General features: G+C 39.4%; 19 protein-coding genes. 5 read left to right on the forward strand and 14 right to left on the reverse strand.

Features of this window, described 5'->3' with window-relative positions; genetic code table 11:
* The first annotated feature begins 13 nt into the window (after nt 1-13).
* Nucleotides 14-514 (forward strand): GNAT family N-acetyltransferase, encoded by a 501-nt coding sequence (locus P375_RS07335; protein ID WP_039135809.1) that lies wholly within the window; start codon nt 14-16, stop codon nt 512-514.
* A gap of 22 nt (nt 515-536) precedes the next feature.
* A complete protein-coding gene (locus P375_RS07340; RefSeq protein ID WP_039135810.1) occupies nt 537-857 on the forward strand; it encodes an HI1450 family dsDNA-mimic protein in 321 nt (106 codons plus the stop codon).
* A gap of 50 nt (nt 858-907) precedes the next feature.
* Here the strand turns inward: P375_RS07340 and P375_RS07345 are convergent, their stop codons facing one another.
* Complete coding sequence (locus tag P375_RS07345) at nt 908-1735, reverse strand: D-hexose-6-phosphate mutarotase (protein WP_039135811.1); 828 nt, start codon at nt 1733-1735, stop codon at nt 908-910.
* Nucleotides 1736-1870: 135 nt separating this feature from the next.
* Here P375_RS07345 and P375_RS07350 point away from each other — a divergent pair, with 135 nt between their 5' ends.
* Together P375_RS07350 and tsaB are read left to right on the forward strand one after the other, a co-directional pair.
* Complete coding sequence (locus tag P375_RS07350) at nt 1871-3805, forward strand: ATP-dependent DNA helicase (RefSeq protein WP_039135812.1); 1935 nt, start codon at nt 1871-1873, stop codon at nt 3803-3805.
* The gene (gene tsaB / locus P375_RS07355) at nt 3802-4515 is read left to right on the forward strand and encodes a tRNA (adenosine(37)-N6)-threonylcarbamoyltransferase complex dimerization subunit type 1 TsaB (RefSeq protein ID WP_039135813.1); all 714 of its coding nucleotides are present in this window, start codon (nt 3802-3804) and stop codon (nt 4513-4515) included. The genes P375_RS07350 and tsaB overlap by 4 nt, the downstream gene beginning before the upstream one ends.
* 282 nt (nt 4516-4797) lie before the next feature.
* Here tsaB and aroG read toward each other — a convergent pair whose 3' ends face one another.
* From aroG to prfA, 9 genes are all read right to left on the reverse strand, one after another.
* Nucleotides 4798-5886 (reverse strand): 3-deoxy-7-phosphoheptulonate synthase AroG, encoded by a 1089-nt coding sequence (gene aroG / locus P375_RS07360; RefSeq protein ID WP_039135814.1) that lies wholly within the window; start codon nt 5884-5886, stop codon nt 4798-4800.
* Nucleotides 5887-5963: 77 nt separating this feature from the next.
* A complete protein-coding gene (gene lolE / locus P375_RS07365; protein ID WP_039135862.1) occupies nt 5964-7214 on the reverse strand; it encodes a lipoprotein-releasing ABC transporter permease subunit LolE in 1251 nt (416 codons plus the stop codon).
* Complete coding sequence (lolD, locus tag P375_RS07370; protein WP_084598500.1) at nt 7214-7933, reverse strand: lipoprotein-releasing ABC transporter ATP-binding protein LolD; 720 nt, start codon at nt 7931-7933, stop codon at nt 7214-7216. The genes lolE and lolD overlap by 1 nt, the downstream gene beginning before the upstream one ends.
* Nucleotides 7926-9110 (reverse strand): lipoprotein-releasing ABC transporter permease subunit, encoded by a 1185-nt coding sequence (locus P375_RS07375; RefSeq protein WP_039135815.1) that lies wholly within the window; start codon nt 9108-9110, stop codon nt 7926-7928. The genes lolD and P375_RS07375 overlap by 8 nt, the downstream gene beginning before the upstream one ends.
* A 109-nt stretch (nt 9111-9219) precedes the next feature.
* Nucleotides 9220-10161, reverse strand: a complete 942-nt coding sequence (locus P375_RS07380) for a 2-hydroxyacid dehydrogenase (protein ID WP_039135816.1) — start codon at nt 10159-10161, stop codon at nt 9220-9222.
* Between the two features lie 95 nt (nt 10162-10256).
* Entirely contained in the window at nt 10257-11111 is an 855-nt protein-coding gene (gene kdsA / locus P375_RS07385; RefSeq protein ID WP_039135817.1) for a 3-deoxy-8-phosphooctulonate synthase, read from the reverse strand.
* Between the two features lie 16 nt (nt 11112-11127).
* Nucleotides 11128-11970, reverse strand: coding sequence for a SirB1 family protein (locus P375_RS07390; protein ID WP_039090390.1), 843 nt, complete (start codon nt 11968-11970; stop codon nt 11128-11130).
* Between the two features lies 1 nt (nt 11971).
* Nucleotides 11972-12838, reverse strand: coding sequence for a peptide chain release factor N(5)-glutamine methyltransferase (gene prmC, locus P375_RS07395; RefSeq protein ID WP_039135864.1), 867 nt, complete (start codon nt 12836-12838; stop codon nt 11972-11974).
* 7 nt (nt 12839-12845) lie between these two features.
* On the reverse strand, nt 12846-13928 hold the full coding sequence (gene prfA / locus P375_RS07400) for a peptide chain release factor 1 (RefSeq protein ID WP_039135818.1): 1083 nt from the start codon (nt 13926-13928) through the stop codon (nt 12846-12848).
* Between the two features lie 243 nt (nt 13929-14171).
* Between prfA and P375_RS07405 the strand changes: the two genes are divergently transcribed.
* Nucleotides 14172-15380 carry an aromatic amino acid transporter gene (locus tag P375_RS07405; RefSeq protein ID WP_039135819.1) on the forward strand — a complete coding sequence of 403 codons (1209 nt, stop codon included), beginning with the start codon at nt 14172-14174 and terminating at the stop codon, nt 15378-15380.
* A gap of 84 nt (nt 15381-15464) precedes the next feature.
* On the opposite strand, the gene P375_RS07410 is transcribed toward P375_RS07405, so the two are convergent.
* The 4 genes from P375_RS07410 to P375_RS07425 all read right to left on the reverse strand — a co-directional run bounded on the left by P375_RS07410 (nt 15465) and on the right by P375_RS07425 (nt 23431).
* Nucleotides 15465-18530: a type III restriction-modification system endonuclease gene (locus P375_RS07410; RefSeq protein ID WP_039135820.1), complete on the reverse strand. Its 3066-nt coding sequence runs from the start codon at nt 18528-18530 to the stop codon at nt 15465-15467.
* A 9-nt stretch (nt 18531-18539) separates the two neighbouring features.
* Nucleotides 18540-20510, reverse strand: a complete 1971-nt coding sequence (locus P375_RS07415; protein WP_245176439.1) for a site-specific DNA-methyltransferase — start codon at nt 20508-20510, stop codon at nt 18540-18542.
* A 110-nt stretch (nt 20511-20620) separates the two neighbouring features.
* Nucleotides 20621-21886: a heme biosynthesis protein HemY gene (locus P375_RS07420; RefSeq protein ID WP_039135821.1), complete on the reverse strand. Its 1266-nt coding sequence runs from the start codon at nt 21884-21886 to the stop codon at nt 20621-20623.
* A gap of 15 nt (nt 21887-21901) precedes the next feature.
* Nucleotides 21902-23431: a uroporphyrinogen-III C-methyltransferase gene (locus P375_RS07425; RefSeq protein WP_039135822.1), complete on the reverse strand. Its 1530-nt coding sequence runs from the start codon at nt 23429-23431 to the stop codon at nt 21902-21904.
* Nucleotides 23432-23449: the final 18 nt, after the last annotated feature.

A 23449-nucleotide genomic window follows, 5' to 3' on the forward strand; every position in this document is an offset into this window, starting at 1 on the left:
AAAGGAGAAAAAGATGCCTATTACGATTATTAGACCAGCACAACAGCAGGATTTACTAGCATTACTAGACATTTATAATCACGAAATCATTAATGGTGTTGCCACCTTTGATTTACAGCCTAAGTCACTTATGGAAAGACAAAGTTGGTTTGATGAACACAACAAAAATAATCATCCACTATTGATTGCCGAACGTGACGGTGAAGTGCTTGGTTATGCCTCACTCTCTCGCTATGCGGAAAAAGCAGCATACAATTCAACAGTTGAACTTTCTGTTTATATTGCACCATCGGCAAGACGGCAAGGTATCGCCTCACAATTAATGAGTGCCATTATTGAGCTGGCTAAAAAAAATTCCGCCACCCATTTAATCGTATCATTAATTACAGGAACCAATTTAGCAAGTATTACTTTACACCAAAAATTCGGTTTTAATAAAGTCGGAACACTGCATCAGGTCGGCTACAAACACGAACAATTTTTAGATGTTCATATTTATGAGCTATTAGTTTAATTTCACTTACACAGGTATTTTTATGACTGAAATTCAAAAACTCGATCCGGATACAGCAATCGATATCGCCTATGATATTTTTCTTGAAATGGCGCCAGAAAATCTTGATCCTGCTGATATTATATTGTTTAACCTTCAATTTGAGCAACGTGGTGCAGTTGAAATGGTTGAAACCAGTGATAATTGGGACAATGAAATCGGTGTATTGATTGATCCTGATGAATTTGCTGAAGTCTGGGTTGGATTAATTAATGATAATGATGAAATGGATGATATTTTTGCCAAAATTTTGATTTCACATCAAGAACAGGATCGTCAATATCACATTATTTGGAAAGAATAATATAAATAAAAATCTGCCTAACTGTTAACCGTTAGACAGATTTTTGTTGACTATTGTTGTGCAATACGCACTTCAACTGAATCATCCTGTTTAATCTTTTGATCAATCCGTGCAGTTTCTACACAAAGCATTGTGCGGTATCCATATTCGTTCATCGCACTGGTCGCTTTATGCCACGGATTCCATACCACAACATTGCTCGCATTATGATGTTCCACCTCAATAAAACGCGCATTTGCCTTATCTTCAATATGATTAATACGGTTTTCACCAGAATATATATAATCAGTATGTTGATGAATAGACAATGGTGATGCCACATCAATCTCCTCTTTGGCGGCAGAATCAAAGCAATGTTTAGGTAGCCCAAAAATTGTGGTTTTCTCAATATCACCAATATTAAAATAAGTATGCAATGCCACTTGTGCTTCGCTGTTATCCAATTGGGTGAATTTAACACGGCAGTCTTCAGAAAATGCCATTCTTACTCGCGCAATCGCAATATTATTTTCGGAATATAGCCCAAAAATTAACTTCACTTCGTGTTCGGATACTTGCCAATCACTCAACACCCATTGCCGCAAGCGCGCAAAACCGTGTGCCGGTTCGCCATTTGCACCAAACCACGGATAACAGATCGGTATACCACCACGAATTGCAATTCCTTGTTTAAAAGGTTCTGCATCACTCAACCATAATATATCCTGCGCCGCATACTTAGGTTGCCAGCTTAATAATTGCGCCCCCTGCAACGAAACAATCGCCCGACCGGTTTCGTGTTCCACCACAATCATCGAAATTTCATTATAGCGTTGCAGAGAAATATTGGGATGAATCTGTTCAATAAACTGCATTTTGTTTAACAGCGAAAATGTCATTATTTATACCTCAAAAAATAATCGGAAAATATTGGTGCTAGCATAGATCGATTAGTGCGTGAAAAAAAGTTATAATCTGAAAATTCTCCCATTTATTGAGATAGTTAAAACTTTTCTAAAAAATTACTGGTAAAAATGTCAAAAATCCAACAACTACAACAAATTTTCTCCACTGATGGCTTACTCAGTAAATCTATCGCCAAATTTCAACCTCGCCTTGAACAGCTTGAGATGGCAACAGCCGTATTAAATACAATAGAAAAACAATCACAACTCATTGTTGAAGCCGGCACAGGCACAGGCAAAACTTTCGCCTATTTAATTCCAGCACTGCTCAATAAAGAAAAAACCATTATTTCCACCGGTTCTAAAAATTTGCAAGATCAGCTGTTTCAGCGTGATCTCCCCACTATTATTAAGGCTATGAAGTTTGATGGTAAAATCGCTCTACTTAAAGGAAGAGCAAATTATCTCTGTTTAGATCGGTTGGATAAAATCTACCATCGCGGTATTTTAGGTGATCGTTCGCTATTAAAAGATTTAAAAGCGGTGCAAAAATGGCGCAATGCAACAAAATCCGGCGATTTAAGCGAGTGTAATGCACTGCCGGAAGACAGTGCCATTATTCCACAACTGACTAGCACTACAGAAAGCTGCCTTGGTGCGGATTGCCCGTTTTATAAAGATTGTTTTGTGTTAAAAGCTCGTCAAAAAGCGATTGAAGCCGATTTAGTCGTCATCAATCATCATCTCTTTTTCGCTGATATGGCGATTAAGGAGAACGGTTTCGGAGAACTCATTCCCAATGCCGATGTTATTATTTTTGATGAAGCTCACCAATTGCCTACTGTCGCCTGCCAATATTTTGGTGAAACTCTCAGTTCTCGCCAAATTTTTGAACTTTGTCGTGATGTGAATCTAGTTTACCGCTCTGAACTGAAAGATATGACGCAATTAGGCAAAGCAAGTGATTTATTGGAAAAAATTACTCAAGATTTCCGTTTAACTTTTGGATTGGATAACCAACGTGGTGATTTACGGCAACTCTTTGCCAAAGATGAAATTGTCAAAGCTTTTCAGCAACTACAAGATAAATTGAAATTTCTACTGGAAGTAGCAAAAAAAGGAGAAAAGCGTAACGAAACATTAGATCGCATTATCGAACGCATTGAAGATTTAATAAAATTAAGCGACCGTTTAGCACAGGTACAACAAGTTGGTTACTGTTACTGGTTTGAAACGTTTGGCAAACAATTCAGTCTACACATCACACCATTGACTATTGCCGATAAATTTCAGCTACAACTGGAAAAACAGCAAGCAGCGTGGATTTTCACTTCTGCCACACTAGATTCCGGCGATAATTTTTCCCATTTCGCTGCCGAGTTAGGCATTATCAACGCACAGAAGAAAATTTTGCATAGCCCGTTCAATTATGAACAACAGGCACTGCTCTGCATTCCACGTTTTCTGCCGGCAAGCAACCGTGGCAACACGCTACAACAATTAGCCCAAATACTGTTACCGATTATTGAAGCTAATCAAGGAAATTGTTTTGTGCTTTGCACCTCAATTTTTATGATGAAAGGCTTTGCCGATTACTTTCGCCAACACAGTCAGTTAAATGTGTTATTGCAAGGCGAAACCAATAAAAGCAAATTATTGCAACAATTCACACAAAACAAGCACAGCGTGCTGGTCGCAACCCAAAGTTTTTGGGAAGGCATTGATGTTCGTGGCGATGCACTTTCTTTGGTAATTATTGACAAATTGCCATTTGCTTCACCGGACGAACCGCTACTAAAAGCACGAATTGAAGATTGTCGTTTACAAGGCGGTGATCCGTTTAATGATATTCAAATTCCTGAAACCATTATTACTTTAAAACAGGGTGTAGGGCGTTTAATTCGCGATATTAATGATCGCGGTGCAATCATCATTTGTGATTCTCGTATTGTAACACGCCCTTATGGCCAGCAATTTTTACAAAGCCTGCCACCGGCGAAACGCACTCGGGATTTAACTAAAGTCATCAATTTTTTGCAAAAAATTAAGGATAAAACAGAATGAAACCAACTTTACTCGCATTGGACACTTCAACCGAAGCCTGTTCCGTTGCACTACTCTTTAACGATGAAATCACCTTTTTCGATGAAATCGCACAACGCACACATACACAACGTATTTTGCCGATGATAGATCAATTACTGCAACAATCCGGAATCAAATTAACGCAAGTTGATGGTATTGTATTAGGGCGTGGTCCCGGCAGTTTTACCGGTGTACGTGTTGGCGTTTCTGTTGCGCAAGGGTTGGCGTTGGGTGCAGATTTACCGCTCTACCCTGTCTCAACATTAACCGCTATGGCACAAGCCGCTTATGAGCAACAACAAGCAAAAAGCGTGTTAAGTGCTATTGATGCCAGAATGAATGAAGTCTATTTTTCACAACTGCAATATCAGGCAGTTATTTTGGACGGCGTACAATATGATCATTGGCAAACTATTATTGAAGAACAGGTTATTGCTCCGCAAAATTTGTTTTTACAATTAACAGGAGATTATAAGAACACCCTTAAAGTTGGTAGCGGTTGGTCAGCATATCCTGCTCTTTCCGTTGTTTCCGCAAAGGAAAGCGACATCATATTACCTTCTGCTAAATATATGTTATCTATAGCAAAATTATTATATGCAAAAAATGAGTCCATATCTGCCACCGCACTAGAGCCGGTCTATTTACGCAATGAAGTCACTTGGAAAAAACTTCCGGGAAGAGAATAATTAAAAAAATGATGGTTGCTAATTTACATACCATCATTTTTTGAATTTTAAGAGACTTATTTGCTCACCGGAGAATGAAAATTCATCTAAATGTTCTTTATTCTTTCTATAAAACTTCATACATTTTGATATTTAACAAACTAACCATCAAACAATAAATACTGATTAGAAAAGACTAAAAGAACAGCTAACCCTACCATAAAGAGCGAGGTTTTAAATTGTATTCAGAAAAAATTCGGGGTGAAATATTTCACCCCGTATTACCTCATATTTTGAAAATAACTAAGCAAGTTTTGCACGTCTAGCTTTCACGGCTTCGGCAAGATCATATAACAATTTTTCGGTATCTTCCCAGCCAATGCAAGCATCAGTGACGCTTTGCCCATAAACCAATGAGTTTTTACCATCAATAATATCCTGACGACCTTCAACAAGGTTGCTTTCAATCATTACCCCGAAAATATGGGTTGAACCTTCGCTTAATTGACGACAAACATCATCACACACTTCAAGTTGTTTTTTGAACTGTTTTGAACTGTTTGCGTGGCTAAAATCGATCATTACGTGTGGGATTCTGCCACTTTTTTCAATGTCATTCGCCACTTTTAAGACGTGTTCTTTTGAGTAATTCGGACCTTTATCGCCACCACGTAAAATAATATGACAATCATTGTTTCCTTTTGTAGCCACAATCGCAGAATGACCAAATTTGGTAACAGACAAGAAATAGTGTCCTGATTCTGCTGCACCAATAGCATCTAACGCAATTTTTACACCACCGTTAGTACCGTTTTTGAAACCAACCGCACAAGATAAACCAGAGGCTAATTCACGATGCACTTGAGATTCAGTGGTTCTTGCGCCGATTGCCCCCCAGCTCATAAAATCAGCAATATATTGTGGTGTGATCATATCTAAAAACTCACCGGCTGATGGCACTTCAAGATCATTAATATCTGATAATAATTTACGTGCCATTCTTAAGCCATCATTAAGAGCATAAGTGTGATCTAGATGAGGATCGTTAATTAAACCTTTCCAACCCACAGTTGTGCGTGGTTTTTCAAAATAGACACGCATAATCACTTCCAGTTCACCTTTCAATTCTTCACGCAACACTTTTAAACGTTTCGCATAATCCAATGCTGCTTCAGGATCGTGAATTGAACAAGGCCCAATAACAACCAATAAGCGATCATCTTCTTTGTGTAAAATATTATGTACTGCTTGGCGAGCCTGTTTAACGGTTTTTGCTGCGACTTTACTTGCCGGATATTTTTCCAATAATGCAATCGGGGGAAGAAGTTGCTCTACTTTTGCAATACGAACATCATCGTTTTCAATACGAATATCTTTTTTAATCACTGCCATTTAAATACTCTCTTGTTTTTATGTACTACTAAACTAGTGCAAATACTAGCATATAATGTTTTATTTTCAACACTTTTCTAATGATTATTTAAAACTTTCGCCGGTTGTAATTTTGCTGCACGAATTGCCGGATAAAGTGAGGCAAGCAAACTTAATAGCAAAGTAGCAACAAATACCAAACCAACATCACTGAAATGCAATTCACTCGGCATAAAATCAATAAAATAAACGCCATCCGATAAAATTTTAGTATGGAGAATTTTCTCAATAGTGTAAATAATCTCGGTTAAATTCAGTGCAACCACAATACCCAAAATAATTCCCAATAAGCAGCCTTTCATTCCGGAAAATAAGCCATACCAGAGGAAAATTCGGCGTATAAAACCACTGTTAGCACCTAATGTACGCAAAATGGCAATGTCCCCCTGTTTGTCTTTCACAGACATAATTAAGGTAGAAATAATATTAAAACAAGCAATACCAATCACCAACACCATTGCAAGATACATCACGGTTTTGATTAGCGAAATATCACGATACATATAACCGAAACGCTCTATCCAGCTGTGTGCTGTTAACACTTGTGGATAATCTGCTAGTGAGGAAAAATCAAAATTATTGACAGCAAAAGGTGAATAAACTGCGACCTCAACACCACTTACCTGTGTAGGTTGATAATCAAGATATTGTTGCGCCAATGCTAATGGAATAAACGCATAGCTGTGATCTAGCTGTCCGTCTAAACGCAAAATTCCAGCAACCTGCAAACGGTGGCGTTGAGGTTGTGTCATTTTGTTAAGTTCTTGCTGATTTTGATTAGATACCAATAACGACACCCAATCACCGACATTAACATTGAGATCTTTAGCAATGCCATAACCTAATATAATTCCTTGATTTTTTTCGGAAAAAGTTTGCCAATGCCCATCCAACACAAATTGCCCAACTGCACTCACTTGTTGCAATAATTTAGGCTCAATGCCTTTCACCTGAATCACTTTCAATTTACCGCCAGCTTCCGCCAAAGTAGTGAAAGTTACATAAGGCGAAATGCCTTTAATCTCTCTGTTCGTATGCAATGCTTGTACTAATTTTTGCCAATTTTGAATCGGCTCTTGCTGATAACCACTAATATCAATATGTGGCACAACCGCCAAAATGCGTTGATCCAATTCTCGTTGAAAGCCGTTCATTGCACTTAAGCCAATAATTAAAACAGCAACACCTAACGCAATGCCTAAGGTTGAAAACCACGAAATCAATGAAACCAAGCGATTTTTCTGTTTCGCTCGCTGATAACGCCAGCTGATAAAAAACGGCGTACTCATCATAAACATTCCTCTATGCTAAGTGTCCCGTCACGCATAAGATATCTTTTCTGTAATTTTGCCGCTAATGATAGATCGTGTGTCACTAATAAAAATGCAATGTTTTTTTCTTGATTAAGTTGTTGAATTAATTCAAAAATATTTTCTGTTGTTTTTTGATCAAGATTACCAGTTGGTTCATCCGCCAACACTAAGTCAGGATTATTCACCAATGCTCTGGCGATAGCAACTCGTTGTCGTTCACCGCCAGATAGTGCCGAAGGACGATGATTAATGCGATGCGTCAAACCCACTGCTGTTAACATAACCTCCGCCTGTTGGTAAGCTTCTCGGCGATCTTTTCCAGCAATCAATATTGGCATTGCCACATTTTCTAATGCAGTGAAATCTGCCATTAAATGGTGAAATTGATAGACGAATCCTAAATGGCGATTGCGTAGCTGTGCGACCTGACGGTCAGAAAGTGTAGATAATTGTTTACCGTTCAAAAAAACCTCACCCGAAGAGGGTTTATCCAATCCGCCCAACAGATGCAATAACGTACTTTTCCCTGATCCGGAACTGCCGACAATGGCGGTTAAATCGCCTCGATATAACTGAAAAGAGATATTCTGTAACACAGTCGTTGCCTTGTCGCCCTCTTGATAAGTCTTAGAAAGCTGCCGGCACGCCAACAAAGGTTGTATCTGATTAGTGGTATCTGTCATAAATTTACTCATAGCGTAACGCCTCCGCCGGTTCAATTTTTGCAGCTCGATATGCCGGATAAAGCGTTGAAATAAAAGATAAAGTTAATGAAAATAAAATGATCACGATAATCTGTTCCGGATCTATTACGGTTGGTAACGGAAAACTTAACGAATCAAACCAGCTAAGAACAGGTGTGAGGTAATTGGCGGATAATATGCCCAATATTGCTCCAATAAGAGTGCTTAAAAACCCAATCAACATCCCTTGATAGATAAAAATCGCCATCACCTGCAAACGGGTAAAACCTTGCGTTTGTAAAATGGCAATTTCACTCTGTTTGTCCAATACCATTAAGCTTAATGACGTTACAATATTGGCAATCGCCACCAAAATAATAAGACCGACCAACAGCGACATCATATTTTTTTCCATTTTCACCGACTGGAAAAATTCCCCTTTTTGACTGCGCCAATCATCGATCTGCCATTTATCACGTGGGAAATAGTGCGGTAATTCAGTAATTAAGAAAGGGTCTTGTAAAAACAGACGTTGCCCCTGCACTTGATCCGGCTTTAAACGTAATAATCTACCCACATCCTGCAAAGCAGCAAAGATCTGATTATCTGCACTCCAGTCAGGATAAATCGCTGCCACTGTGAACAGACGCTGCATCGGCATACGCCCTAACGGCGTATAAACACTGTTTTCCGGAATCAATAACCGTACTTTATCGCCGACAACCAATTTATTTTGACGCGCAAGTTGTGCTCCGATGATCAGATTAAACTCCCCCGGTGGTATCAGTGTTGCCAATTTCTCATCAACACCGCTTAATAACGGGTCATCCTGACGCTGTTGTACCCCAATTAATTGCGCTGCACTTAAACCATCACTGCTTTGCATAATCACATTTGCTCGATTAATCGGCACAACTTTAGTAACAAAATCTGGTAATTTCGGTAGTTGATCTTGCGTTAAAGAGAATGGCGACTGTTGTGGGGTAATGATCGCTTGCGGAATATTCTCCAGTACATTCTGTTTCTGGTAATCTTCTAATCCGTTCATTACCGATAATACAATAATTAATGCCATAACGCCTAAGGTAATTCCGACACCTGCCAAACGTGTAACTAAGCGACCAAAACGATCACCACTTTTGGATCGCCAATAACGTAATGCCACCATTAATGGGACGTTTACCGACATAATTTTCCTTATTTTTTACCCTAAATAGCTCTTTTGTTTAAATTTAATAAAAATTATGGGTGCAAAAACACACCCATTATTTCATTCGTATCTGTTATAGTGTCAATACTCATTTACCTGTTGCGACAAACTCTTCAATATTTTGTGTAACTTTATTCACCAAAGTGGTTACCGCAGAATCTGATGCCCACGCAATATGTGGAGTAATCAATAAATTTGGTAAACGTTTCGCCGCCTCCATTAAAACATTGCCTTTTTCCGGTGGCTCTTGACGCATCACATCCAATGCGGCACCTGACAATTTTCCGGAAGATAGTGCTTCAAACACTGCCTGTTCATCCACCAACGGACCACGACCGGTATTGATCAATAAAGCACCATCCTTACAAAGTGCCAATGTTTCACGATTGATTAAATTTTGTGTGGTTTCAGTCAATGGACAATGCAAGGTAATAATATCGGCTTGAGCCAAAACATCTTCAAATTTGGTATAGCCTTCACGGATAGTTTCTGCACCTCGATGTTCAGCGAACAATACTTTCATTCCGAGCAGTTCTGCCAAACGTCCGACTTCACAACCTAAATTACCACGACCCAAAATACCTAATACTGAGCCTTTTACATCTTTTATCGGATAATCAAAATAACAAAATTGCTTACAGTCCACCCATTTATCGCTGAGCTGATCGCGATACCACCCCATCAAACTGTGGCGTAAAGCATAAATCATACCAAGAACGTGTTCAGGTACGGTAACAGAAGAATATCCGCTAACATTTTTAACGGTAATACCCAATTCTTTTGCTGCATTAAGATCAACATTATTAGTTCCGGTCGCTGTGATAGCAATCAGTTTCAATTTTGGCAATTGCTGCATCACTTCTCGACTAAAAATCACCTTACTGGTGACTGCGATTTCCGCATTTTGCATTCGTTCAATCACCTGATCTGCCGAAGTATATTCATATTCCACCCATTCGTGTTCAAACTTAGGACGAGGAATCGGGATATGCTTAGGAATAGCGGTACTGTCTAAAAATACAATTTTCATATTCGGCTCCTTATATTAGTCAGAAATGATACACTTTTTATTTAACGTTACTAGTAAACGTAAACGCATTTCTATCGCATTGATCGCAAATTGTCTTAATTTGAAGTATCTAACTCCGCAAAACTTTTCACTAAATCATCCACCGCTTTCATTTGCGCTACAAACGGTTCAAGTTTATCTAAAGGCAATGCGGAAGGCCCATCACATTTTGCTTTTGCTGGTTCTGGATGAGCCTCCAAAAACAATCCTGCCAAACCAACTGCCAAACCAGATCTTGCTAATTCAGTAACCTGTGCGCGACGACCGCCTGATGCTGCACCAAATGGATCTCTGCACTGTAAAGAATGCGTTACATCAAAAATAACAGGGCAACCTTTCGACACCTGTTTCATAATACTGAAACCTAACATATCTACCACTAAATTGTCGTAACCAAAATTAGTACCTCGATCACACAAAATCACTTTATCATTGCCACACTCTTTAATTTTTTCAACGATATTTCCCATTTGCCCCGGACTTAAAAACTGCGGTTTTTTCACATTAATCACAGCATCGGTGCGTGCCATTGCTTCTACTAAATCGGTCTGGCGAGCTAAAAACGCCGGCAATTGAATAATATCCACCACTTCAGCAACCGGTTGACATTGATAAACTTCGTGAACATCGGTAATGATGTTAACACCGAAAGTTTGCTTTAATTCTTCAAAAATTTTTAAACCTTCTTCCATTCCAGGGCCACGATAAGAATGGATTGAAGAACGGTTCGCTTTATCAAAAGAGGCTTTAAAAATATACGGCACGTTTAACTTGTCTGTCACTTTAACATATTGTTCACAAACTTGCATCGCCATATCACGACTTTCCAACACATTCATACCGCCGAACAGCACAAACGGTTTGTCATTCGCAATTTCTATATTACCTACTTGTATAATCTTATTTTGCATAAATATTTCCTATAACTTATTGAAATGAATAAGGAATATGTTTTAAATCCTGTAATTGTAATCTGATTAACGGAGCTACCGGATCTTGTGGACATTGCTCAATGAAATAGGTTAAATCCGGCACTGCCAAATGAAAACATTCCATATTGCCATAAACCACCCCTCGATCTCGAATTTCATAAGGATCATCTGGCGTTTCCGATAAACGATGTTCAATCAATGCTAACGCCTGTTCATTACGTCCTTCCCGAATTAAGGCGCTTTTTAGCACTTGATACATTCTATCTTCCAAATCAATTAAATCACCTACACCAACATACTCTTCCGATAACGGTGTGCCAAAGCCAAGATAGCCTTCCAACCACGTTTGAATGGTTTCCTGAGAAACATATTTACCGTTCCAAGGGTCGATAAAAGCAACTTCATCATCCACATCCACCCGCAATAAAAATTGTGTTGGGAAATTCACACCACGTATCGGCAAATGAAAATTAGCGGCAATAAAAAGTAATATTGACCCTAACACTGCCGGCGTTCCCTCTTTGGTGGCAAAGACGTGGGGCAACATCAGATTGGAGGCGTGAAAATAGGTTTCACGATCACAAAAAAAGCCTTTTTCTCCATAGAAAAACTGAAGCAACAGATGTACTCGCATTTTGACATCTGTTTCCCCTTCAATAAATTTGCCAAATTCACGAATCAAATGCCCTAATCTGGAATAGATACTGCTTTTCTTGAAATCGGCATCAATAATTTGGTTAAAAGAGATAAGTTGATTTAATAAATATTTCCCTGCTTTTTCTCTTTCTAAAGCGATTCTAAGCGCCTCATCATTATCTATTATTCTATTTTTTTCCATACTACCTATCCCACTTTGCATAGGTGACACGCTGATTGCCACCATAATCTAAAACGGTTTTTACTGCACACCAATTATAACGTTTAAACAGTGCCTGCACTGCATCCGCCTGCTGCCAACCGTGCTCAATCAACAAATATCCGCCGGTATTCATAAAGGCAGTTGCTTGCTCAATAATTCGTTCAATATCCGCTAATCCTTCCTTTTTTGCTACCAGTGCGGATAACGGCTCAAAACGCACATCCCCTTGTTTAAGATGAGGATCATTTTCGGCAATATAAGGTGGATTACTGACAATAAAATCAAATTTTTGTGTTGACAAGGATGAAAACCAGTCACTTTGCATAAACTCAACATTGGTTAAATGGTTACGTTGCCTATTTTGTTTTGCCAACAGCACTGATTCTGCCACACGATCTACGCCAATAATGCGATAATCTCGCTTTTGTTGGGTTAATTCAGATGCCAACGCTAGCGCAATCGCCCCAGTTCCTGTGCCTAAATCTAAAATTGATAACGCCACTTCGCTTGAATAGAGCTGCAATAGCGATAACGCTGTTTCCACCAAACATTCGGTATCGGCTCTTGGAATCAGCGTTACCGGCGAAACCAATAAATCCAAACTCCAAAATCCTTTTTCACCAAGAATATAGGCGATCGGCTCCCCTTGCAGACGGCGTTGCAGCAACAGATCTAATCGCTGCTGCTGTTCTTCACTTAATAGCGTTTCCGCAAATGCCATAATTTGAGCTTTGCTTTTCCCAGTCACAAAACACAATAATGCGTTTGCATCTATCTTCGCTCCCTCACTACTCTGCTCTGCTCTTAATTGAGCTGACGCTCGCTGTAGCCACTGTTGATAACTCAGCCGTGAATTACTCATTTTCAGATAAAGCAGCAAGCTGTTCCGCTTGATATTCGGTGATAATAGGTTGAATTAAATCATCAATTTTGCCATTCATAATCTCATCCAAACGGTATAAGGTTAAATTGATGCGATGATCGGTAACACGCCCTTGTGGATAGTTGTATGTACGAATTTTATCGGAACGATCACCCGATCCCAACAAACTACGGCGTGTATCTGCCTGCTCTGCGGCTTTACGTTCCTCTTCCGCCTGCACTAATCGGGATGCCAACACCGACATCGCTTTCGCTTTATTTTTATGTTGTGAACGTTCATCCTGACATTCCACCACAATACCGGTTGGAATATGGGTAATACGCACCGCCGAATCGGTCGTATTAACGTGCTGACCACCGGCACCGGATGAACGATAAGTATCAATACGCAAATCGGCAGGATTAATTTCCGGCAAGGCAGATTCCGGCAATTCCGGCATTACCGCTACAGTACAGGCTGAAGTATGAATTCGACCTTGAGATTCCGTTTTCGGCACACGCTGCACGCGATGACCGCCGGATTCAAATTTTAATTGACCATAAACATTTTCGCCGCTGATTTTGACGATAATCTCTTTATATCCGCCCTGCTCGCTCTCATTCGCGCTCAGCACTTCTGTGCGCCAACGCTTGCTTTCCGCATAACGGCTATACATTCTGAACAAATCGCCGGCAAAAATACCGGCTTCATCGCCACCGGTTCCGGCACGAATTTCTAAATAACAGTTATATTCATCATTCGGATCTTTTGGCAACAATAGGATCTGTAACTGTTGTTCGCTCTCTTCGATGCCTTGAGTACAATGGGCGATTTCCTCTTCCGCCATCTCTTTCATACTCGGGTCATCAAGTAGAATTTGTGCCTCTTGCAAATCACTATTAAGCTGTTTCCAGCGAGCAAAACATTTCACCACCTCTTCCAATTGTGAATACTCTTTTGAATATGCTCTGAATTTCTCCTGATCATTGATTACTGAAGGATCGCCAAGCAATGCCTGCAACTCTTCATAACGCTCATCTAATGTTTCTAATTTACTGATAATAGAGGCTTTCATCATTCACCTTTTATAAATGTTATAACTTGAACTGAAAAATCTGCTTATTCTAACGAATAATCATAATGATGAACAGGTAAATCACATCATTCTTTTCGCTAGTTTCGTCCCGATTTTTGTTACAAAAAGAATAAAAAATAAGCTATTAAAACAATGAAAATCGGAAACTGTAAAAAATAGATTACATTGTAAACCTTTTTATATACAATCAAGGCTCTCATCCACTCTCAAAGAGACTTTATTATGAAAAATAAAACGTTAGGTAGTGCTTTAATCGTTGCCGGAACTACCATCGGGGCAGGAATGTTGGCTATGCCAATTACATCCGCTGAGATGGGTTTTGGTTATACTTTATTATTACTTTTTATCCTCTGGGCTTTGCTTTCTTACAGTGCGTTATTGTTTGTTGAGGTTTATCAAAAAGCGGAACGCAAAGATGCTGGAATAGCCACTTTGGCTGAACAACATTTTGGTATGGTTGGTAGGGTTTTAGCAACCTTATCTCTTGTGATTTTTATGTATGCTATCTTAACCGTCTATTCTTTGGGCGGTGGTGATCTTTTCGCACCATTTTTAACTATTTTCGGTGAACACGCTTCCACTGCGGCGATTATTGGTTTCGTGGTAATTTTGGCGATCGCAGTAACTATCGGTACAAACGCCGTTGATGGTTTTACCCGTTTATTATTCCTGATTAAACTTGTTGCGTTTGCTTTAGTGTTGTTTTTAATGTTGCCAAAAGTAACAGCGGAAAATTTAGGTGCTTTACCGCTTAATTACTTTTTAATTATCTCCGCCAGCCCGGTCTTTTTCACTTCATTCGGTTTCCACGTCGTTATTCCAAGTATCAACAATTATCTGGATGGTGATATTCGCCGTTTACGCATTGCCATTATCGGCGGAACCGCCATTCCATTGGTGGCATATATTGTGTGGCAGATGGCAACTCACGGTGTTTTTGAACAATCACAATTTGTGCAAATTATTCGTGATGATCCAACATTAAACGGCTTGGTTAACGCTACTTACAAAGCAACTGGTAGTGATTTAATCAGTGGTGCGGTGCGTACCTTCTCAACTTTAGCATTAATCACCTCTTTCCTAGGTGTATCGTTAGCATTAGTTGACTGTTTAGATGATTTGTTAAAACGCGTTCACATTACAGCAAACCGCTTCACTTTAAGCCTATTAACCTTTGTCCCGACGCTGTTATTTGCATTGTTCTATCGCGATTTCTTAGCGGTATTAACTTATGCTGGTCAAATGTTCACATTCTATGGTTTGGTGTTACCAGTTGGTATGGTGTGGATGTTAAGACGCAAATATCCAGATTTACCATATCGCGTTATCGGTGGTAATATCGGTTTATTGGTAGCGTTGGTATTAGGATTATTAATCATCAATGTACCATTCTTAATTGATGCTGGTTATTTACCGAAAGTTGCCGGTTAACGACTTTCCTCAAATAAATGACACAAAGACCGCAGAACATTGCGGTCTTTGTTTTTTATGCAGCATCTGCTTTTCGTGTGGTTTTCACTGCACAATTTCCACTAACTTTTCAAAACTCTCTACCACATCATATTGCACCTTTTCAGGTGTAAAACGGCGATTCATTTCGGCAAAGAATTTTTTAGCACATTCGATTTTGCTCTGCTCAATAGTGCGCAAATCCATACTCGACATCGATCCCTTCGTTTCAGCGACAAAATAGACGTGTTTCACTGCTCCTTCTTTAAAAGCGATTGCCCAATCGGGGTTGTAATCACCTACCGGCGTAGGGATAAAGAAGCCACGTGGCAATTTGGCATAAACCACAACTTCGGCACTGGTTTCCAAATGTTGGGCAAATTCACGTTCAATTTTGGAATCAGTAACTACATAATCATAAATATGATGTCTTGGCGTAGCAAGCGCATTTTGCAGTTTGGACGCATTTTGCCCTAAGGTAAAAATGCTTGGATCAAATTTTTCTTCAATCGTGTCATAGGCAAGATGCTCAATAATCGTCGTGGATTTTTGTTCATTAATCAGGCGAATCGCTTCGGTAATGAATTGCTCGGGATTGATTGCAAACTTCGCCAATGCGATCTTTTTCATTCCCATCAGCATCTTTGCTACCGTTTGTCGTGTCAACTGCGTACCTTCAGTGATTTTACCAATCAAATCATAACGCACGGCAGAATACGCTGAATGATAGCTCTCTTGTGGTGTGCTTTCTTTGAGCTGAAAACTTCTGCCGCCTTGCAGGTCTTCATAAGCGATCTGTGCTTTTTGTTCACCCTTTTCCACGCGGTATTGCAACGGTGCAACGTGTAAACTATTTAATGCTCCAATCGCTTTTTCAACCAACTCATTAGAATCAAAATGCACAGTATAGACAGCTTTATGATTGATACGCTGCCACAATGCTTTAAAGGCTTGTTTGTTAAAATTTTCATTAAGTGCATTAAGTTTTGGTGCACGGTCATCATCCACCAAAGCACTCAAGGCTTCGGCATTATAGAGGTTGTCAATCAGATGGCGAATACTCGGCGCATAAGGCTGTAAATCTTCAGGCAGAGACGCAAAGTTTCCAGCTTTTTTCGCTGAATGATATTGCTCGGTGATTTGATCATTTTCATCGACATAATCATTCTTAACCAAATACTGATAGATTTTTTTCGCCATTCTTTCATCCACTTTGATTTTTTCGCCTCGTACATTTTCAATGGTTTTACCGGTGAAATAAGCTATTTCGGCTTTTTGTGGACGAGCGGAAAGCGATTCGCTGATGTCTTTTTGCAAGCCTTTGACAAAATCTTGATAACTCTCATTCGCCACTACAGTCAGCACATTAATATCATACACAGTGGCAGGATTATCCATACGTTCACCCGTTTGATTGACCGCAAGGCGCAAACCACGCCCCACTTCCTGGCGGCGAGAGATGGTGTTATCACTATGTTTCAGTGTACAAATCACGAAAACATTTGGGTTATCCCAACCCTCACGCAACGCGGAATGCGAAAAAATAAAGCGCACAGGTTCTTCAAAAGAGAGCAAGCGTTCTTTATCTTTTAAAATCAGATCATAGGCATCAACATCATCGGCTTCATTCCCATTGTTCTTTTTCACTTTGGGATCAATCAAACGCTTGTTCTTATCAATAGAAAAATAGCCGTTATGCGTTTTTTCGCTAGAAATACCTTTTAAATAATCGCCGTAATCGCCTAGTTCCAGCCACGGCAATTCATTTAAACAGGCTTTGTACTCTTCTTCAAAAATGCGAGCGTATTCACCTTTTTCGTCAGGTTGATCATAATCACGATATTTCGCCACTTCATCAATAAAAAACAGCGATAGCACTTTAATTCCACGTACAAACAACTGATGCTCTTTCTCAAAATGGGCGGCAATCGCTTCACGGATTTGAATACGGCGCAACACCGTTTCATTGATATCGCCGATCGCCTCGCCTGTTTTTAATTCCATACCATTGAGAAAACTGACACTATCGATATTGGCGTTGATGTCTGAAACAACAAAGCCCGTACGGTATTGTTCCAAACCACCTGAAAGATCAAACAAATTGTCGCCTTTCTTGAATTTTCGGCGAATGCGTTTGATATTGCCTGAAGCATTTTTTTGCTCAAATTCGATCACCGCTTCCGGCGGTTTTTTCGGGGAAATCTCAATTTTTTCTAAATACAAATAGCCTGATGTGCCAGCCAAGCCTTTGACACTGATGCCACGCACGGCAATTTTTTTCACCAATTTTTGGTTATAGGCATCCAATGCATCCAGCCGGAAAATCTTGTTGTAAGTGGTTTTATGGGTGGCAGAATAACGCAGCACCATCAATGCCTTAAACTGTTCCAAAGATTTCAGCGTTTTATCACCTTCCATCTTTTGCGGTTCATCCAAAATCAAAATAGGACGATTGGCACTGATCACCTCAATCGGACGGCGTGATTGAAAGTCGTCCAATTCCTCATAAATCCGGCGATTGTCTTTCCCGGTGGCATTAAACGCTTGCACGTTAATCACCATTACGTTAATGCCTGCATCACTGGAAAAACTCTCTAAATGGTGCAGCTGCTTGGAATCATACACAAAAAATTTTGCTTTTTTGCCGTAAGTTTCTTGAAAATGATCGGCGGTAATTTCCAGCGTTTTTTTCACGCCTTCACGAATGGCAATGCTTGGCACCACAATAATAAACTTACACCAGCCATATCGCCGATTCAGCTCAAACATCGTTTTAATATAACAATAAGTTTTGCCTGTGCCGGTTTCCATTTCAATATCTAAATTGATAGGGGCAATTTTATTTTTCACCAACTTTTCGGAAACAGGCAAATTTTGCCGCTGCTGTACATTTTGCACATTGTCCAATAATTGTTCAGGAAGGATTTCAATGTCGGCGTTGCGGTAGGCAGCACTGTTATTGTTATCGTTAAAATTCATCGCAAGTTGCGAATTTTCGGCACGTTTCTTCTTACCCAAATCCATACGGTAATGAAAGTTGGTTTCGCCATATTGCGGTTGATGAGCAAAACAATCCACCACTGCTTTCACCGCTTCGCTTTGATAGGCTTGAATTTTGAATTTCAGTTTCATCGCAATTCCTTAAATGGTCTTCACTTCCGTGCTTTTGGAATATTGTTGGAAAATTTGGCTGGCATTAATTTTTGCCGCATCGTCTTTAAAGCTGTCATCTCGAAAGACGACACGCAACGGTTGGTATTTAGTCAATTCGGTGATGAAATCATTATCCACTGCTTGTTTATCAAAACAGGCGATCAGCGTATTTTTGTCCACAAAAAAGACGGTACGCCCCATAATTTGTTTCACCTCAATCGGCGAAGCCAAATCCACACCCCAATCGAGCATCACTTGGAATAATAAATCTTCAGGTGTGCGGTCGGGCTTGATATTGTCGCTCACTTGATTCAACCAATCCTGTTGAAATTGTTGCATTTTTTTGAGAGTTTCTTCAGGGGTGTAATATACATCTGCCATATTGGAAGTATCGATTTTCAGCACCCGAAAACCGCCATCCCAGTTTTCAGGCAACTTATCAGCAAAATCGCTGCGGATTTTGTCAGCGGCACGGCGAATGCGTTCTTTGGTAATTTCAGCAATGGTGGTAAACCCTGCTTTAAAGGCTTCAGATTTTTCCTCTGTTTTTTCAGGCAACTGCACACAAATAAAACGGCGATTGCCTCCGTCTTCGGCATTGAGCTGCATTACAGCGTGGGAGGTTGTGCCGCTGCCTGCGAAAAAGTCTAGGATTAGACCATCAGCCGAAGCTATTTTTATCAAAATTTTTATCAAATTAGTTGGTTTTGGATAGTCAAAATATGCACTTCCATCAAATAAAGTCTTTAATTCTTTTGTGCCATATGCTGTATTTTTTGGGGAATCTTTTTCTAAAATATTCTTAAATTCTTCTTCTAATTCATCTTGTAACCAAGCACTATAAAGTTGAGTACGAAACTCTCCTTCTTCTGGTTTATAAATTTTTTCGTAAGCCTCCCAAACTCCGTCTTCTCTCTGTTTAAACTCAACATCTTTATTTTTTATTGCAACATCCATTCTTGCCTTAGACCATCTCCAACATCCATCTGAACCATCTGGTAATTGAGGCGTTATTTCAATTCCATCATATGTGGTAATTGGATAATATAAATTTGGACGCGCTTCTCTAGTTGAGTTACTTCCCCACTTTCTTGCTAATTGTGTTTTATAAAATCTTTTCTTTTCTTCATCAAATTTTGGAAACTTTTCTCCTTCCTTTATTTTTCTTCCGACCGTAAATTGCTCTTTGCTTTTTGTATACATCAGAATATATTCATGATTTTGCAATAAATTTTTATCATCAGCACCGCCCCCTCTGCCTTTCCATGGCAATTCCGCCACAAAATTCTTTTCCCCAAAAACCTCATCACACAATCTTTTTAAATTTGCCTGTTCATTATCATCAATCGAGATAAAAATCACGCCATCATCTGTCAACAGATTTCTCGCCAGTTTTAATCTCGGATACATCATTGACAGCCAGTCGGAATGAAAACGCCCGTTGCTTTCACTGTTGACTTCCATACGGTTGCCGTCTTCATCTTTTTGGTTGGAACGACGCAGATAATCTTCAGTGTTTTCGGCAAAATCATCGGCATAAACGAAATCTTTGCCGGTGTTATAAGGTGGGTCGATATAAATCATTTTAACTTTGCCAAGATATGTTTCTTGCAAAAGTTTGAGGGCATCTAGGTTGTCGCCTTCGATAAAGAGGTTTTCAGTGGTGTCAAAATGTACGCTTTCATCACGCACAGGACGCAGGGTTTTAGCGATGGGTGCGTTGGCAGTCAAAAGTGCTTCGTGCTTACCGGGCCAGTTAAGCTGATAACGTTCTACCCCCCCCCCGACCAGACTGCCGGAAAGTTCTTGTTGCAACAGTTCAAAATCAATGGCTATTTTGGGTTTACCATTTTCATCTAAAACTTCAGTGGTGCAGTTAGGGAAAATTTCGGCGATTTTTGCAATGTTTTTGTCCGTCAGATTAGGGCTGTGCATTTTTAGCTTATCTATATTGTTCATTTGTTAATTCCTTGATAACCATAAAAATCTGCACCTTACTCAGTTGGCTAATTAATCCAACTTTTGGGATGCAGATCAAAGCGTATTTTTAAATCTTAAATAAAACGAAACTATTTTTTCTCTAAACTCAACACATCATCTGTGGTTAGTTCAGTATTACCATCAATCTTCATTGTATCTTTCAAACACTGCTGACGGATTTGTTGAGCTGCGGTCATATCATTTGCTTTCTCAGCCAAATAAGCCGCAACAGTATAATCTTGAACTTCAATATCGGCTTTATCTTCTGTTGCTAAAATTTTTGCAAACGCCTGTCGAGCTTTATCAAATTCATTAGCACGTAATGAAAGATAACCAATTGCTCGGACAAAAGCACAATTCAATTTAGCATCAGTCTGCAATTTAGCCGATTTTTCTAACCACTTCAGTATTTTGCTGCTGTTAGCCACTTGCAAGCGAGCAATTTGCGTGACAAAAGCCAACATTTCGCTGCTTTCAATACGTTTAAATGAATCTAATGTCAATCGATAAGCTGAATCGTGATCATCACTATCAATTAAACGACGGATCATACCAACAATTGCATAGCTGTTTTGACGACGTGAACGCGGTTGTTCTTCCCACCATTTCAATAAACCGTCGACACCTTCTTCATTCATTTTTTCATCAAGCAGACCATCAACAACCTGATGTTGTAATTGCATAAATTCAGCTTCAGCATATAAACCGCTTTTACCAATCTTCGGTAATAGATTATCCAACGCCAAATAAGCGTGAGAACGAAGATAAATTTCCACCGCCAAACGCAACACTTCGACATTTTTCGGCGCCAACACTAGCAAACTGTCCACCGCTGTTCTTGCCGTCGGTAATTTATTCTGTTGTAACAGGATACGAGTACGTGCCAATTCAACAATTAAATTATCTGAACCAGCAAGCTCTGTCGCTTCAATTAAGTATTTATTAGCGCTGAATTCATCACCACGTTGTTGCGCGGCTTCCGCTGCTTTAACAAAATTCAAAATTGGTTCGGATGAATGTTTCGCATTTTTACCAATCAATTTTTCGGCTTTAGCGTAATTTCCTTCATCCATCTTCACAAACCCTTGCAGAATCTGTTGCTGAGCTTTACGACGCTTTCTCGCAGAGAACCAATTATAAGTACCGCTACTTAACCGGAAAAATCGGGAAATCACCCATTCAATACCATAAACAAGCGCCAATGCAACAACAAAAAATATCACCAGCATTGTAATGCTCATCTCAATACTGTGAGATTCAGTCAAAATACGCACATAACCCTGTTTACCCGAAATATAAGGCCCACCAATAAAACCAACCAGCAGGATAGTCATTAAGAATAATACTCTGAACATATCGTATCTCTCCCACTATTCTGTTTTTTCCGGAATTTGTTCTGTATTCGGATTTTCCGACACAGGTTGTTGTGCTTCAGGTACTTTATCATCCACAACCGATTCAGAGCCAACCTCTGTTGTAACTTTCTCTTCCTCTTTATTTTCTTCTAGAATTTGTGAATTCGCTTTCAAATCAACTTTCTCAATTTGATGTGACTGTTTATGTAGTATTTCATCAAGAATAGTCAAACTTTCAAAGGTATTCGGCGCATCAACGTAAATAGACTGTTCTGATAACTCATCTAGCTGTTGTAAGAATTTTTGTGTTAAAGCACTATCAACATTAAAGTAACTTCTTACCCAGCTAGTAACAGCTTCAAGTGAACTTTTATAAAGCTCATTCTGCTGGCGAGGCACAGCTAGGATAGCAATCTGCAATCGTAAACGAATATTTTCACGTAAATAGATATCCTGATTTGGAGCAAGCAGTGCTTTTTCAACCGGATCTCGTGGTTGAATGCGGATAAAATGATTTAAGAAAGAATTGGCAGATTTTTCAATATTACTTTTCCAATCACTAATAGAGTTTGAAGGTTCATCACTATTTTCACTATCACTGTTACTAGCAGATAAATCCAATAATTCCAAATCATCAATAGAATTAGCCAATTGTGATAATTTTTGCATAATAGCATTTTGATCAACATCATTCACATTTGCTAACCGTTTTAAATCTTGTGCAATTGCGGTACGCACGGTAATTGCACGAGGATCGGTAACATCATTGAGTACTAAATCAGCCTCTTTTAATAATGAAATAGCCGTTCCTAAATCATTATCTATGATCAATTTACGCTGTGCATTACTCAATAGAAAATCCGCTTCCGACATTAGCCACTCATTTGGCTGAGTTTGTGATCTTTCTGCCATAGTTTTATTAAGCTGCGTCTGTAATGCAATAATCTGCTGTTCGGTAATACCTTTATTTTGTTGTAACACATCTAATGTTAATTTGGTTGCATTCAGCTCCTGTTCAGTTTTCGTTAATGCTTCTTTTAATGAGTTGACTTCTGTCATATCGACACTATTTGACGATGCTGCTTTTATCGCTACTTGCTGACTGGATTCCAATGCTGAAACCTGTTGTTGCAAGTTAGATAGCTGTTGCTGCCCAAGATAATAGCCTCCGGCACCGACACCCAAAGCGACCAATAATGCCAACAAAGCTAATCCTTTGCCGCCACTGGATTTTTGTTTATTTTCTGTTGTTTTCATTGCTTTTTCCGCTTGTGTTGAAGTTGAATTAACCGAAGTTTTATCCTCTTCCACAGTGGTATCCACTTCCACTCTTTTATCTAATTTATCCTCTTTCTTATTTGCAGAAGCCTTTTTCTCATCAGTAACAACAATTTTTTCTGCCGTTTTTTCTGCTTCCACCGCTTGAGAATCTACCTGCTCCCTTTTATCAGGATCCTTACTGCTATTCTCATCTGTAGTCAACGACGCGCCTTCGTTTATTTCCGCACTGGTTTGAATATCAGTTTCGTTATGTTGTTTTTTCATCACTACACACCTTATCTA

The organism is Gallibacterium genomosp. 2 (assembly GCF_000771895.1).
Lineage (GTDB): Bacteria > Pseudomonadota > Gammaproteobacteria > Enterobacterales > Pasteurellaceae > Gallibacterium.